At 66.0% G+C, this 14842-nt stretch carries 14 protein-coding genes and 1 tRNA gene; 7 read left to right on the forward strand and 8 right to left on the reverse strand.

Going from position 1 to position 14842, the window contains the following annotated elements; all coding sequences use genetic code 11:
- Positions 1–778 precede the first annotated feature (778 nt).
- Complete coding sequence (locus tag AO398_RS17425) at positions 779–1465, forward strand: class I SAM-dependent methyltransferase (protein WP_058193373.1); 687 nt, start codon at positions 779–781, stop codon at positions 1463–1465.
- A 51-nt stretch (positions 1466–1516) separates the two neighbouring features.
- Positions 1517–2128 (forward strand): hypothetical protein, encoded by a 612-nt coding sequence (locus AO398_RS17430; RefSeq protein ID WP_058193485.1) that lies wholly within the window; start codon positions 1517–1519, stop codon positions 2126–2128.
- Positions 2129–2323: 195 nt separating this feature from the next.
- Here AO398_RS17430 and AO398_RS17435 read toward each other — a convergent pair whose 3' ends face one another.
- On the reverse strand, positions 2324–4015 hold the full coding sequence (locus AO398_RS17435) for an aminotransferase class III-fold pyridoxal phosphate-dependent enzyme (protein WP_058193374.1): 1692 nt from the start codon (positions 4013–4015) through the stop codon (positions 2324–2326).
- Between the two features lie 32 nt (positions 4016–4047).
- Here AO398_RS17435 and asd point away from each other — a divergent pair, with 32 nt between their 5' ends.
- The 3 genes from asd (at position 4048) to AO398_RS17450 (ending at position 5983) form a co-directional block, all read left to right on the forward strand.
- Entirely contained in the window at positions 4048–4947 is a 900-nt protein-coding gene (gene asd / locus AO398_RS17440; RefSeq protein ID WP_058193375.1) for an archaetidylserine decarboxylase, read from the forward strand.
- A 551-nt stretch (positions 4948–5498) separates the two neighbouring features.
- Positions 5499–5738, forward strand: a complete 240-nt coding sequence (locus tag AO398_RS17445; RefSeq protein WP_058193376.1) for a hypothetical protein — start codon at positions 5499–5501, stop codon at positions 5736–5738.
- A complete protein-coding gene (locus AO398_RS17450; protein WP_058193377.1) occupies positions 5729–5983 on the forward strand; it encodes a hypothetical protein in 255 nt (84 codons plus the stop codon). The genes AO398_RS17445 and AO398_RS17450 overlap by 10 nt, the downstream gene beginning before the upstream one ends.
- Here the strand turns inward: AO398_RS17450 and AO398_RS28830 are convergent.
- Both AO398_RS28830 and AO398_RS17455 read right to left on the reverse strand, forming a co-directional pair.
- On the reverse strand, positions 5961–6119 hold the full coding sequence (locus AO398_RS28830; protein WP_160329338.1) for a hypothetical protein: 159 nt from the start codon (positions 6117–6119) through the stop codon (positions 5961–5963). The genes AO398_RS17450 and AO398_RS28830 overlap by 23 nt on opposite strands.
- Before the next feature lie 520 nt (positions 6120–6639).
- Positions 6640–6715, reverse strand: a tRNA-Glu gene (locus AO398_RS17455).
- A 107-nt stretch (positions 6716–6822) separates the two neighbouring features.
- On the opposite strand from AO398_RS17455, the gene AO398_RS17460 reads away from it, so the two are divergent.
- Positions 6823–7803, forward strand: a complete 981-nt coding sequence (locus tag AO398_RS17460) for an RluA family pseudouridine synthase (RefSeq protein ID WP_058193378.1) — start codon at positions 6823–6825, stop codon at positions 7801–7803.
- A gap of 259 nt (positions 7804–8062) precedes the next feature.
- Positions 8063–8956, forward strand: a complete 894-nt coding sequence (gene rpoH, locus AO398_RS17465) for an RNA polymerase sigma factor RpoH (RefSeq protein ID WP_007565114.1) — start codon at positions 8063–8065, stop codon at positions 8954–8956.
- A 45-nt stretch (positions 8957–9001) separates the two neighbouring features.
- Here rpoH and AO398_RS17470 read toward each other — a convergent pair whose 3' ends face one another.
- From AO398_RS17470 to purB, 5 genes are all read right to left on the reverse strand, one after another.
- Complete coding sequence (locus tag AO398_RS17470) at positions 9002–10405, reverse strand: hypothetical protein (RefSeq protein ID WP_058193379.1); 1404 nt, start codon at positions 10403–10405, stop codon at positions 9002–9004.
- A gap of 286 nt (positions 10406–10691) precedes the next feature.
- On the reverse strand, positions 10692–11984 hold the full coding sequence (locus AO398_RS17475) for an adenylosuccinate synthase (protein ID WP_058193486.1): 1293 nt from the start codon (positions 11982–11984) through the stop codon (positions 10692–10694).
- 143 nt (positions 11985–12127) lie between these two features.
- The gene (locus AO398_RS17480) at positions 12128–12460 is read right to left on the reverse strand and encodes a hypothetical protein (RefSeq protein WP_058193380.1); all 333 of its coding nucleotides are present in this window, start codon (positions 12458–12460) and stop codon (positions 12128–12130) included.
- 86 nt (positions 12461–12546) lie between these two features.
- On the reverse strand, positions 12547–13404 hold the full coding sequence (locus AO398_RS17485) for a D-amino-acid transaminase (protein ID WP_058193381.1): 858 nt from the start codon (positions 13402–13404) through the stop codon (positions 12547–12549).
- 50 nt (positions 13405–13454) lie between these two features.
- A complete protein-coding gene (gene purB, locus AO398_RS17490; RefSeq protein ID WP_058193382.1) occupies positions 13455–14762 on the reverse strand; it encodes an adenylosuccinate lyase in 1308 nt (435 codons plus the stop codon).
- Between the last annotated feature and the right edge of the window lie 80 nt (positions 14763–14842).

A 14842-nucleotide genomic window follows, 5' to 3' on the forward strand; every position in this document is an offset into this window, starting at 1 on the left:
GGGAACATCTCGTCGACAACGGGGCGAGATGATGTCGGACAAACCGTCCGCCGGCATTGTGGTATTCGGATCATAACGCAAGCCCGCAGGACCGCTGAGACGTCCGGGCCTGTGGTTTCTCATCATCGTGAACAAGATGGCTGCTCGCCGGCGATCGGCACCTCCCGAACTGTGGCGGTGCCGATGGCGCCGTTTCCGGATCGCTGAATCCGCCCGCTGGAACGCTTGCCGCTGAGGTGGATACCGGATCGGCGTCAACGCGCCCGTCCCATCAAGGCGCTGAATGCGAGCTCGATGGCAGCGCGATCCGGAACCGCCCTCGGCGAGCGTCCGAAGACCTTCGAGCACTCAAGACCGTGTTCGCACGACTTCAAAGCTTTGCCAGCGAAGCGCATGTCGGTAAAAGACCATTTTGTGATGTCACAACACCGTCAAAAGACAATCATAGTTTTGCCGGCGGAAAGATCGACGCGGTGAAACGGTGTGGTGCCGATGACGTTCCGCTTAGTTTTGCGCCATTACGGCCGCCGTATCATCTGATCACGGCCTGACGATGTGTTTGAATGCCTCGGCGGATCGTCCGCATCCCGCCCCTGAAAGCGGCCGCAGCAACCCGTTCGCCGTCGCCGAATCCGCGGCGCTGCGACCGGGCTCCAATCCAGCGTGATCCGAATCCGGGCCTGAGCCCGGCCTTTCCCTCAAATCCCGGATCCTTCGGCCCGCGACAAGGCCGGCGGCCGGGTGCCTCAGCCTGACAGCCAGCGAGAGACAGGACCCTATGGCCCTCGGAACGCACAGCACCGGTTCGCCGCGAGCGGCGACACTCGGCCCCGACCTCGATCGCGACGGCGTCGCCAAGGCCTATGGCCGGTGGGCGCCCGTCTACGATGTCGTGTTCGGCCCGGTCTTCGCGCAAGGTAGGACACTGGCGGCGGCCGCGGCCGAGCGGATCGGGGGCCGCGTCCTCGAGGTCGGTGTCGGCACCGGCCTGTCGCTCCCGGCATACCGCCGGGCGGCCGCCATCGTCGGCATCGATATCTCGGCACCGATGCTTGAGAAGGCCAGGACCCGCGTCGCCCGGTTGGCCCTGCGCAATGTCGAGCGACTCGCTGTGATGGATGCCGAGCATCTCGACTTCGCGGATGCCTCCTTCGACGTCGTCGTCGCCCAGTACGTCGTGACCGCGGTGCCGAACCCAGAGGCGGCTCTCGACGAGTTCGCCCGGGTGCTTCGCCCCGGCGGCGAGATCGTCATCACCACCCGGATCGGGGCCGAGGGCGGCCTGCGCCGCCTAATCGAGCACACGCTGATGCCGATCACCAGCCGCCTTGGCTGGCGGACCGAGTTTTCCTGGGAGCGCTACGCTGCCTGGGCAGCGACTGCGCCGGTGGAAGTCGTCGAGCGCCGCCCGCTGCCGCCACTCGGCCACTTCTCACTCATTCGTCTGCGCAAGCGCGACGCCTGATCGCGAAACTCTTCCTACCAGCCCACCCACGATCGATTGGAGAAGCACGGCATGGCCAGCTTTCTTGAGACGTTGCGCGTCCAGCGCTGGGACGACCACCGCTATTATCACCACAACCGGATCAACCAGAGCCTGCACTTCGTCAGTGCGGTGAGCTTCCTGGTCGCCTACGCGATGGCCTTCAAGGATCCCGCGACGGCCGCGCTGATCGGCTGGCTCCTCGCGATGACGAGCCGGCAATCCGGCCATTTGTTCTTCGAGCCGAAGGGCTACGACCACGTCAACAACGCCACGCACGAGCACAAGGAAGAGATCAAAGTCGGCTACAATCTTCAGCGCAAGATCGTCCTCTTGGCGATCTGGGCGATCTCGCCGCTGCCGCTCTATTTCGATCCCACCCTGTTCGGCCTGCTCTCACCGCACCAGACGACCGCCGACCTGATCCGCAACGTCGGCTGGATCTGGCTGTGGCTGGCCGGGGCGGGCCTGCTGTTCCGCACCGTGCAGCTGTTCTTCGTGCGCGACGTCCAGACCGGCCTGGTCTGGGCCACCAAGATCCTCACGGACCCGTTCCACGACATCAAGCTCTACCACAAGGCGCCGCTCGCGCTGTTGCAAGGCGAGTTGGTCGAGGAGCACGAACCCCACGAGCGCGGCGCCTGAGCCTGGCGCTCAACCCGGCATCGCACAGCGATGCCGGGGAAATCCAAGTTCGAACGGGTCGTCGAATATTTGCAGATATAGGTAAAAGCCCTGCAAATTTAACGCCGATCCTCTGACCCTGCCAAATAAAAACTTGGTTTTGCTTGATCACGGGCTGGTGTGGCAGGACCCGTGGTCACGGAGCCGGTCGCTGGATCAGGCTTGGTCCGGCGCTCGGAGGCCGAGGCGAGCGCCCAGCTTGCCGAGCCGGATGGCTGCCACCTCGCGCAGGATCGTTCGCCGGATCGCTTTGTCGGTCGGCGCGCCGCACTCCCACCAGCCATCCGCCCGCATGGCATTCGCCGCCGCCACGAACCGCGTGGCGACGGCCTCGAAGGCCACGTCATCATAGGCGAGGCTGAAGATCATCCGACCGGTCCCGACCCAGGACAAGGCAAGCCCTTCGGCGCGCAGGTAGAATTGCAGCATCCAATTGTAGCGCGACGGCCGCGTGTAGAGCACCGTCCAGACCGTGGACATGTTGGCCACCCGCACCGGCAGTTCGGCCTCCGCCAACAGTGCGTTCAGCCGCGCGGCCCGGGCATCCCAGATCGTATCGAGGTCGCGGTATTGGGCGGCCACCTCCGGCGTCTCCAGCCGGTCGAGGAACGCGCTCATGGCGCCCATCACGTAAGGATGTGCGTTGAAGGTCCCTCGGGCGAAGCAGATATCCACCGGTCGGTCGTCACGGAACCGCCGCATCAGGTCGGCGCGCCCGCAGATCACGCCTACCGGCAAGCCGCCTCCCAGCGTCTTGCCGTAAGTCACCATGTCGGCGCGCACGCCGAAATAGTCCTGCGCGCCGCCTCGGGCCAAGCGGAAGCCGAGGAAGACCTCGTCGAAAATCAGCACGATGCCGTTGGCCGTGCAGACCGCGCGCAGGTCCTTGAGCCATTTGGTATAGGCGGTGCGATCGAAGCCGGCCTTGCGTGCACTGTCGACCATGGCGGAATCGGACGGCGCGCCGGCATTCGGGTGCATGGCCTGGAGCGGATTGACCAACACACAGGCCACGTCCCGGCGGCTGGCCAGCACGCGCAGCGTCCGCTCGGACATGTCGGCCAGGGTGAGGGTGTCGCGGGTCGGCACCGGATTGCCGATTCCCGGCTGCACCTCGCCCCACCAGCCATGATAGGCGCCGCAGAATCGCACGATCCGGCGCCGTCCGGTGTGGTAGCGGGCAAGGCGCACCGCCTGCATCACCGCCTCGGTCCCGGACATGTGGAACGAGACCTCGTCGAGGCCCGACAGCGCCTTGAGCCGTGCAACATTGCCCGTGACCACCGGGTGCAGCGGCCCCAATACCGGCCCGAGGGCGGCGACCTTCGCGGCCCCCTCGTCCAGGCAAGCGCGATAGAAGTCCACGCCGAACAGATTGACCCCGTAGGACCCGGCCAGGTCGTAAAAGACATTGCCGTCGAGATCGGTGAGGGTCACGCCCGCGGCGGCCGAAGCGAAAGCGCCGGAGCCGAGATGCGTCCGCACGTGTCGGGCATACTGGAACGGCACCCGATACAAACCGGTGAATTGCAGGTCCGAGAGTCCGTCTCGGATCGCGTCGGTCTCGGCCCGGGTCCGGGGGAATCGCGTCCGGTACAGTTCGCTCAGCCGGGCGAAGCCGTTCTCCCGCCGCAGCGCGACCGTCTCGTCCGGATCGTCGGAGCGGAAGAAGGCGCGCTCGGAATAGGCGTAATGCGGGATGAGCCCGGCGACGCGCCGAGCCATCCGGGCGTGGCCGGTCAAGGACGGATGCTTGGCCCGAGACAATTGAAGGCGCTGTGCAGCCTTCGGCAGGGCAACCAAAGCGGCTGCGGCGGTGGCGGACAGGGTGGCGAGGAGTGCGGACATCGCCCCACGCCGTATCGAAGGTGGTTCACGGCATGATGACGGTTTCGACGAGATCGCGGCTCCGGCGCGCCCTGGCGCAGGTGGGGGCCCAGGAGGATCTCAACTTCCTGCTTACCAACCGGCTGCCGCGTCGGCTCGCCACCCGGTTCATGGGCTGGTTCAGCCGCATCGAGCAGCCGCTGGTGCGGGACGTTTCGATCGCGACGTGGCGCCTGTTCTGCGATGTCGATCTCAGCGACGCAGCCGAGTCCCGATTCCCGAGCCTCCACGCCGCCTTCGTGCGGGCGCTGCGTCCCGGCGCCCGCCCGGTCGCCCTGGACCCGGCGATCCTGGTGAGCCCGAGCGATGCGATCCTAGGCGCGCATGGCCGGATCGAAGCCGGCCGGCTCCTCCAGATCAAGGGGCTGTCCTACAGCCTCGAAGATCTGCTCGGGGGCGATGCGGAGCTGGCCCGCGCCCACGAAGGGGGCGTCTATGCGACCCTGCGGTTGACGGCCGGGATGTACCACCGCTTCCACGCACCTCACGACCTCCTGGTTGAGTCGGTCCGTCACATCTGGGGCGATACTTGGAACGTGAACCCGATCGCATTGCAGCGTATCGAGGCCCTGTTCTGCCGCAACGAGCGCGCGGTGCTGCGTCTGCGAATCGCCGACTATGCCGTGACCCTGGTGCCGGTGGCGGCGATCCTGGTAGCGGGTTTGCGGCTCGGCTTCCTGCCGGAGGGCGTCGACCTGCGACGAACCGGCGGCCGCCCCCTGCCCTGTAACGCCCGCCGGGAAAAGGGCGCGGAGTTAGGCTGGTTCGAGCACGGTTCCACCATCGTGGTCCTTGCCCAGCCGGGGTTCACGCTGTGGCCGACCTTGCAGGAGGGCGCACGCCTGCGCGTGGGCGAACCGCTGATGCGGCTGCCGCAGCGGGATCTGACGTAGCACTTCGGCCCCGGCAACCTGAATGTGGGTCACGTCGTTTGCCATGCCTTCGGACAGATGTTCCAGCTGGCGGAACAATTCCTTCGCGGCGAAATGGCTCTGATACGCAGGGGTGCCGGTCTTACCAGCGGCGACTGTTATTGCAGCGAGAATGGTCGTCACCGCTTGCGTCCCGAGAGCAACCTTGGTGACGCTCCGGACGATCTTTTCGGTGACGGAACCCTAATCTTCCCTTCGCGCGATGACGAACACCGTGATGGAACGGCGCTCTACGATGTTTGCTGCGATTGCCCGGATGGCTTCCACGGCGCGGTGTGTATCATCCGAGATGGATAGGATCTGTTGGGGAGTTGATCGGCCCTCTTGGGAGCGGTCCGCCCTGAAGTATGGCTTTTGAGCCGACTGGAGGCTGAGTTCCTTACTCTCGCATCGACCCTGCATCTGATGGTGGTCGAGTTCGACCGGCTCTCGACTGAGTCGTGTCGGTTCTACGGAATCGCGCGCCAAGCACATCCGTGCCGCGATCCACAGATCTTCGACTTGGACCGCATGTGGAGGCCAACAAGCGCATCAAGGCCGCATCAGAATGGCAGGCTTATAACGCGGCGAGGGAGCCTACCGACGAACTGGATGACCGGCTGGATGCCATCGTGTCATCCTTCATGGATGAGCCAATGGTGACCCTTCCGGTAATCCTGCTGAAGTTTCGGATCGGGAAGTCGCTTCGCCAGTACGAGGACGGTGCGTTGGCCGGTCTCAGCCGACTCTCTGCGGAGGTTCTATGCGCCTGATCAGCCCGTTCATCGTCGCGGTGGCGTATTGGCGGATGCGGCGGGTCCGCCGCGCCGGTGACGACATGCGCCGGGCCAGGGAAGACTTGTGCCAAGCGGATGACCTCGCTACCCGGGCTCTGCGGACCCTGGTGGCCGTCGGTCAGGGCCCGATCCCGCGCACGCTCGGCAGCGTGCCGGCGATCTCGCCAATGCCAGTGCTGATCGGAGTCGAGGTGCCGCTTATCCGACGAACATCCGGATGACGTCCGCGCAGGCGATGGCCAACAGCAGCCCCACCCCCCAGCTCAGGGCGCGGATCTGGCGCTGCGCCTCGGAGGCCTTCGTTTCCAGCGCGACGACGCGCAACCGCATCCACTGGACCTCGTCTTCGAGGTTCATTTTTAGGCTCCATCGCTGGGGTCGCAGCTTCCGATGGTAGGCGGCGTGGGCCCGCTGTCCATCCATCTCGGCGGTGCGAGCCGACCGCTCATAATGGTCTGGTTGTGGGTTTGAATCCCACCCCTTCTGTCGGCTCATGCAGAGGCCAGTTTGGCGCCTGCATAGCCAATCATGACGAACGCAGATCCGCATCGGTTCAAGTCGCAAACTTGGCGACTTGGTCAACCGAAGGCATTGCCCCCAAATGCCCACGCCCGCGGACCTATCGCTATCGGGGGAGGAAAACGATCACCGCGGACGTGGGTTGCCGAGGTTAAAGGCTCGACAACCCAGGGTAGCTGCTGCCGGTTGTGGTCATCAATCGTTGGAAACGTACCCAACCCGCCAAGAGGCCGGTTCACACGAACGCCGCTCGCGCATACCGTGCGGGCGGATCTAGAATCGACCGTTCTACAAGGATGTATAGGGAACATTTGTTAGACACCCGCCCCGCAGTCATCAGCTAAGAGCTTGATGCTGCTGGCGCTCCCAAGGGGAATCGAACCCCTGTTTTCGCCGTGAGAGGGCGACGTCCTAGACCGCTAGACGATGGGAGCTTTCCGGCGGCGCGCAGGTGCTATAGCCACGACCCGCCGGGGGAGCAAGGGCCTTCTCGATAGATTCCGCATCGATCGGTGCGGACGGGGCGCGGAGAGGGATCGCGGTGGACGTAATCGACGGGGCGCGGGTTGGGATCGTTGCGGATGGCGGCGTCCGGCTCGATCGGGCACTGGTCGCTCTCTTCCCGGATCTGTCCCGGGCACGGCTTCAGGATCTGGTGCGCGATGGGCGGGTCCGCCGGGATGGGATCCCTCTGCGCGACCCGGCCGTGAAGATCGCCGCCGGTGCTCAACTCGTCTTGGTGGTGCCACCACCGGTCGATGCAGAACCGGCCGCCGAGGCCGTGGATCTGTCGATCACCTACGAGGACGACGATCTTATCGTCATCGACAAACCGGCGGGTCTCGTGGTTCATCCGGCCCCGGGCCACGAAAGCGGAACGCTGGTCAATGCTCTGATCGCCCATTGCGGCGTCAGCCTCTCGGGGATCGGGGGCGTGCGCCGCCCCGGTATCGTCCACCGGCTCGACAAGGACACGAGTGGCCTGATCGTCGTTGCCAAGAACGATGCGGCCCACCAGGGATTGACGGCGCAATTCGCCGATCACGGCCGGACCGGGCCGCTGGAGCGCGCCTATGCGGCGCTGGTCTGGGGCGTACCGCAACCGCGTGCCGGCACGATCCGGGCGAGCCTCGCCCGCTCAAGGTACAACCGGGAGAAGATCGCCGTCGTCTCGGATGAGTCCGGGCGGCACGCGGTGACACATTACGCGGTCGCAGAGGCATATCCAGAGGCCGCCCTGGTGCGCTGCCGTTTGGAGACCGGCCGGACGCATCAGATCCGGGTGCACCTTGCCCATCGCGGCCATCCGCTTCTGGGCGATCCGGTCTACGGGGGGGCCTTCCTCACGAAGGCGGCGCGACTGTCTTCGCCGGCGCGCGACGCGCTCACGGCCCTCGGCCGCCAAGCTCTCCACGCGGAATTGCTCGGATTCAGCCACCCGCGCACCGGCGCAACGCTCCGGTTCGAGAGCGCAATCCCACCGGATATCTCCGCGCTTGTAGAGGCCCTCGCGAAAGCTTGAGCCAAGCAAATGTGGTAAGGCTTCGAGCCTGTGTCGCGTGCGAAAGATCACGCCGAACCGCGTCACATCGTGACATGCTACGACCATTCGACTGGTCGCGCGTTGATGGCGACGTGGGTGTTATCAACCGCTACCGGTCCATCTGGCTTACCCGTATGAGATGGGTGACCCGGAGGGTCGGCTCAAGAGCGGCCCGAGTAGACGGCACTGTTGCCCGTCGCGTCCGCCCGTCAGGGGGACAAGAGTCCAGGAGAATGCCATGGCCGGTACGCTGCCCGTGCTCGCCAATGAAGGTGGCCTGTCGCGCTACCTCGACGAGATCCGCAAGTTCCCGATGCTGGAGCCGACGGAGGAGTTCACGCTGGCGAAAAGCTGGCGGGACGCCGGCGACCGTGAGGCCGCGCATCGGCTCGTGACCTCTCACCTGCGCCTCGTGGCCAAGATCGCCATGGGCTATCGCGGCTACGGCCTGCCCATCGGTGAAGTCGTGTCCGAGGGCAATGTGGGCCTGATGCAGGCGGTCAAGCGCTTCGATCCCGACAAGGGCTTCCGCCTCGCGACCTACGCCATGTGGTGGATCAAGGCGGCGATTCAGGAATACATCCTGCGCTCGTGGTCGCTCGTGAAGATGGGCACCACCGCGAACCAGAAGAAGCTGTTCTTCAACCTGCGCAAGGCCAAGGGCAAAATCTCGGCGCTCGACGAGGGCGATCTGCGCCCCGATCAGGTCAAGCAGATTGCCACTCGGCTCGGTGTCCCCGAGCAGGACGTGATCGATATGAATCGTCGGCTGTCCGGCGACACGTCGCTCAATGCGCCCCTTCGCGAGGAGGGCGAGGGTGAGTGGCAGGATTGGCTCGTCGACAACGCCCCGAGCCAGGAAACCGTGCTGGCCCGCGAGCAAGAGGGCCAGAACCGGCTCTCGGCTCTGCGCGACGCTCTCGGTGTGCTGAACCCGCGGGAACGACGCATTTTCGAGGCTCGCCGGCTTGCCGAGGATCCGATCACGCTTGAGGATCTATCGGGCGAGTTTGGCGTCTCCCGCGAGCGTGTCCGGCAGATCGAAGTCCGTGCCTTCGAGAAGGTTCAGGAAGCGGTCAAGCGCAATATTGCCAACCGCGAACTACCCCGTACCGGTATCGAGGCGCACTGACCAACCGATCCGGCGCGCCACCGAGGCGCGCCGGATCGTTCTCACCTATTGCCACGCGTCGAAGGCGCTCTGCATCACCTGGGCGCCAGCACTGCCCTTCTCGAACGTCAGCACCGCACGCTTGCCCGAGGTGTAGCGCACAGCGATGTCGAACCAGTTGCGGTGGAGCAAAAGGTCGGTGTTGCGGTCGACGTCGTTCTGAAGTGATGACAAGCCGATTAGGAACAGATTGTCCCGGACCCGGACCGGTAAGCCGGATACCGGCGAGCCACGTCCGTTCTCATCGTCCTTGGCCTGAAGCAGGCCGACATCCTGAACCGTTCGCGTGGCATCGCCACCGGTCTGACTGAATGCGAGGCTCACCGTGTGTGAAGCCGGCAGGGTGGCGTCGAGGTTTCGCTGGATGGTCATGACCAGCGTCAGCCCGGCATCCGGAATCGTCACGGTCGCGACGACGGCGTTCTGAAGCGGCTGGCCCTGCTCGCCATTGACGGTATCGAGCCGCCACGTCACCCGGCCGTTGGTCTTCATGGGCTGGGCGTTGTCGGCGCCCGTCCCCTCTTCGATCAACTCGGCCCTCTGGGCCACGGACAGGTTTTGCTGAGCCGGCGAGGAGGCGACTCGCGGAAGGGTGCTGCTATCCTGACGTACCGCCGCTCGTGGTGCAGGCGCCGACTCGCCTCCCACCCGGTCGCCGAACTTCGTCTCGGCCTCAGGCTGCTGTGCATCGGCCGTCTCGGTGCCATTCGACGGCAGGCTCTGAGGCCGATCGCGGAGCATGAAGGCAGCGACAGCGATCAAACCGATCACCACCGCGAGTACACTACCCACGAAGGCGTTGCGCAGGATATGCGAGCGCCCGGACCGAGGTGGCACGACCTCGATACGCGGACGCTGACGCCCGTTGCCGGCATCGCCCGAGGATGTAGCGCCGTCCGGATCCTCGACGTCCGTCGTTGATGCGGTGGCGAACTGTGTCTCTTCGGGAGCGGGCGACGGGGCTGCCCCGGATCGCGGCGACGAGATCGCGATCGGCGCCTCGCGCGGCTCGGGCTCCAGCGTGGGAATAACCCGCGCGAAGGGGGGCACGGCAGCCGGGAGGATCGGCTCGGGCGCTTGCGCGGGCACCGGCACCGGTGCGGGCGACGCGGGCGGCGACGGCTCCGGGATTTCCGGAGCTGAGGCCGGGGATGGGTTCCGATCTGCCACCACGACGGCGTCGTTGGCCGGTGCCGGCAAACCACCGTGATCCACTTCCAGCCGCTCGATCGCCGTGTCGAGCGCCCGGCGCTCAAGATCGATATCGGCCTCCGACAGGGGCGGATCCAGCGAGCGGAGCTGGCTGATCAAGGCATTTCGCGCGCGGTCGTAGACCGCCTTGCGCAGGGCGGGCGATCGGTCGGGCAGCGCATCAAGAGCGCGTGCCAGAAGCGGGTAGTAATCGGCCATGCTGCCTTGGTCCGCCCCTTCGGCCGCCGTCCGGCGGGGCGGGGCGAAGGCCGAGGACCGATGGCCGCTCCCGCCCCCGATGGTCGGTCACGGCCATCGGCCGGTGATGTTCTGTGCCCGGAACGCAGATCGGCATCCGCGAGCCGGTTCCTCCGATAGGATGCAGGGCAGTCGATCACCAGGACCGCCGCCCCGCCATACGCTGGTTCTAGATCACGCGGATGCGGGCTGGATACAGGCCGAAGAGGGGAAAAGCTGCGTCATCAACGGGATAGGACGCGGGGCCTCAATCCTCGAAGGGATTGTGCATCAAGATGGTATCGTCGCGCTCTGGGGAGGTCGACAGCAACGCCACCGGCGCCCCGATCAATTCCTCGATCCGACGGACATACTTGATCGCTTGCGCCGGCAGGTCCGCCCACGAACGGGCTCCGGCGGTCGTCTCGGACCAGCCCGGAATGGTCTCGTAGATCGGCTCGACCCGGGCCTGCGCCGCCTGGCTCGCCGGCAGATGATCGATCGTCTGCCCGTCCAGCTTGTAGCCTGTGCAGACGCGGATTTCCTCGAACCCGTCCAGGATGTCGAGCTTGGTCAGCGCGATGCCGTGGATGCCGGAGGTCCGCACCGTCTGGCGTACCAGAACCGCGTCGAACCACCCGCAGCGGCGCTTGCGTCCGGTGTTGACGCCGAACTCGCGCCCGCGGGCGCCGATGGTCTCGCCAATCTCGTCGTGCAGCTCGGTGGGGAACGGCCCCTCACCGACCCGGGTGGTGTAGGCCTTGGCGATGCCGAGCACGTAGCCGATCGCCCCCGGGCCGAGGCCGGACCCCGTCGCGGCTTGAGCGGCTACGATGTTCGAGGAGGTGACGAACGGGTAGGTGCCGTGGTCGACGTCGAGCAGCGCGCCCTGCGCGCCCTCGAACAGGATTCGCTTGCCGGCCCGACGCTGATCGTCGAGGAGCGACCAGACCGTGTCGGCGAACGGAAGGATCTTCGGAGCGATCGCGGTGAGCTCGGCGAGCAGCGTCTCGGCATTCACCTCGTCGATGCCGAGGCCGCGGCGGAGCGCGTTGTGGTGGGTCAGCACCCGCTCGATCTTGGCCGGTAGCGCGTCGATATCGGCGAGATCGACCACGCGGATCGCGCGACGGCCGACTTTGTCCTCGTAGGCCGGCCCGATACCCCGCTTGGTGGTGCCGATCTTGAGGCCCGAATTGGCGGTCTCGCGGAAATGATCCAATTCGCGGTGGAGCGGCAGGATCAGCGTGGCGTTGTCTGCGATGCGAAGAGACTTCGGCGAGACCTCGACGCCCTGCGCCTTGATCCGCTCGATCTCGTCGACGAGATGCCAGGGATCGACCACGACGCCGTTGCCGATGACGGAGAGCTTGCCGCCGCGCACGACGCCCGAGGGCAGCAGCGCCAGCTTGTAGGTCACCCCGTCGATAACCAGCGTGTGGCCGGCGTTGTGGCCGCCCTGGAAACGGACGACGATGTCGGCCTGCTCGGAGAGCCAGTCGACGATCTTGCCCTTGCCTTCGTCGCCCCACTGGGCGCCTACAACGACGACGTTGGCCATGCCTGCCTGCTTACCCGCGACGGAAACCGGGACGGAGCAGCCCACGGGTGCGGGCTGCGTACGTCCTGAGCCGTTTCCGCGATCCGGGCGGCGAAATCAAGCAAGGCGGCCGCATGGCGGCCCTGGCGATCCGCAGAACGCGGCTATTTCGCCTCGGTCCCGGGCTTCCGGCCCGGCAATTCCTGTGGCTTGATTACCGGCATGGAACCGGACTCGTCGGGTTTCACGACGGTGCCCGTCGTCCCGGATTCCGGCGGCTTGATCACGCCGTCGTTCTCCTGGAGCTTGTCGCTGAGCGACTGGTCCTGGGGCGGCGAGTCGGCGCTCGGGCGGACGCGATCCGGCGGCGTCTGGGTCGACGGCGGCAGCGCCGGATCGGTATCGCGGCCCTTCAGCGGGGCATCCGGGTTCTGGGCATAGGCGGGCACCGCGAACAGGGCCGCCGCGACTGCGGCCAGCAGGATCTTCCTCGACAAAACTGGTCTCCCCTCTTGTAACACGTGTTCCAAGAGCAACAGCCGGATACCGGATCCGTTCCTGTCCGCGGCGCGGCGGGGCGCCCTCAGCCCTCGCGGGCCGCCTCGATGTAGAGTTCGCGCAGGCGCCTGGTCAGCGGACCAGGACGCCCCTCGCCGATCGACCGGCCATCAATCTCGATCACCGGCATCACGAAAGCCGAGGCGCTGGTGTAGAACGCCTCCTGGGCCTCGTAGGCCTCGGCCACCGGGATTAGCCGCTCCTCGACGCGCAAGTCAGCTTCGGCAGCGAGCTTCAGAACGGAGGCCCGGGTGATGCCGGGCAGAAGCGCCGTCGAGAGCGGCCGCGTGACGAGCACACGGTCACGGCTGACGATGAAGGCGGTGGAGGACGAGCCCTCGGTCACGGCCCCGTCCTCGACCATCCACGCCTCGGCGACCCCCGCCTCGGCAGCCTGCTGCTTGGCGAGAACCTGCGCCAGCAGCGCCACCGATTTGATGTCCCGACGCTTCCAGCGGAGATCCTCGACGGTGATCACCCGGGCGCCGGATTCGGCCAGCGGGTTGGCCAGCACGGTCTTGGCCTGCGTGAACATCATCACGGTCGGCTCGGTCCCGGCCTTCGGGAAGGCGAAGTCGCGCTCGGCCACGCCGCGGGTCACCTGCATGTAGACCAGCCCCTCGGTGACGCCGTTGCGCGCGACGAGCTCGATCTGCAGCTTTTCCCACCCGGACGCATCATGGGGATTGCGGATGCCGATCTCGCTGAGCGAAAGATCCAGGCGGGCGAGATGCGCGGCATTATCGACGAGCTTGCCACCGATGATCGCCGAGACCTCGTAGATCCCGTCGGCGAACAGAAAGCCGCGATCCATGATCGGCACGCGCGCCTCCTCGAAGGGAAGGAATGCACCGTTGAGGTAGACGATACGGGGAGTGGTCACGGATTGCCTTCCTGTGTTGGTCGCAGGGCCAAGCAGGATTCATGCAGCGCTCAATCTGCACCGAACACCCGCGAGAAGATCGTGTCGACGTGCTTGAAGTGATAGCCGAGGTCGAAGCATTCCTCGATCTGTTCCGGCGTGAGCGCTGCGGTCACTTCCGGATCGGCCTTCAGCAAGGCGAGAAAGTCGCCCTCGCCGCGCCAGACCGGCATCGCGTTGCGCTGGACCAGCCGGTAGGAATCCTCCCGGGACACGCCGGCCTGGGTGAGCGCCAGGAGCACCCGCTGCGAATGAACCAGACCGCCGAGGCGATCGAGATTCTTCTGCATGTTCGCTGGATAGATCAGCAGCTTCTCGATCACGCCGGTCATGCGGGCCAGCGCGAAATCGAGGGTCACGGTGGCGTCGGGGCCGATCATCCGTTCCACGGAGGAATGGGAAATGTCGCGTTCGTGCCAGAGGGCAACGTTCTCCAGTGCCGGAACGACATAGCCGCGGACCATGCGGGCGAGGCCGGTGATGTTCTCGGTGAGAACGGGATTCCGCTTGTGTGGCATAGCCGAGGAGCCCTTCTGGCCCTCGGAGAAGAACTCTTCGGCCTCCAGGACTTCGGTGCGCTGCAGGTGGCGGATCTCGATGGCCAGGCGCTCGAGCGACGAGGCGACGACACCCAGTGTCGCGAAGAACATCGCGTGGCGGTCGCGCGGAATGACCTGGGTTGAGACCGGCTCAGCGGTCAGGCCCATCTTCTCGGCGACGTACTGCTCCACCCGCGGGTCGATGTTGGCGAAGGTGCCGACCGCACCCGAGATCGCGCAGGTGGCAACTTCCTCGCGCGCGGCGACGAGGCGCCGCCGGTTGCGCTCGAACTCAGCATAGGCCTGCGCGAGTTTAAGCCCGAACGTCACCGGCTCGGCGTGGATGCCGTGCGAGCGGCCGATGGTCGGCGTGAACTTGTGCTCCAGAGCCCGGCTCTTGAGCGCTGCCAGCAGCGCATCGACATCGGCGATCAGGAGGTCGGCGGCGCGCACCAGCTGCACGTTGAGGCAGGTATCCAGCACGTCCGACGAGGTCATGCCCTGGTGGACGAAGCGCGCTTCGGGACCGACGATCTCGGCGAGATGGGTCAGGAACGCGATGACGTCGTGCTTCGTCACCGCCTCGATCTCGTCGATGCGGGCGACATCGAACACCGCGTCCTTCCCTTTGGCCCAGATGGTCTCGGCCGCCGCCTTGGGCACGACGCCGATCTCGGCGAGCGCCGTGGTGGCATGCGCCTCGATCTCGAACCAGATCTTGAAGCGGCTCTCGGGCGACCAGATCGCCGTCATCGTCGGGCGGCTGTAACGGGGGATCATGGGAGCCTCGGCACGGTCGGGAATGCGTGCGTGGCCGGTAGCATGCGCCAGTCCGACCGCTCAATGCGGTTCACGCAGGC

The organism is Methylobacterium sp. GXS13, assembly GCF_001455965.1.
Classification (GTDB): Bacteria; Pseudomonadota; Alphaproteobacteria; order Rhizobiales; family Beijerinckiaceae; genus Methylobacterium.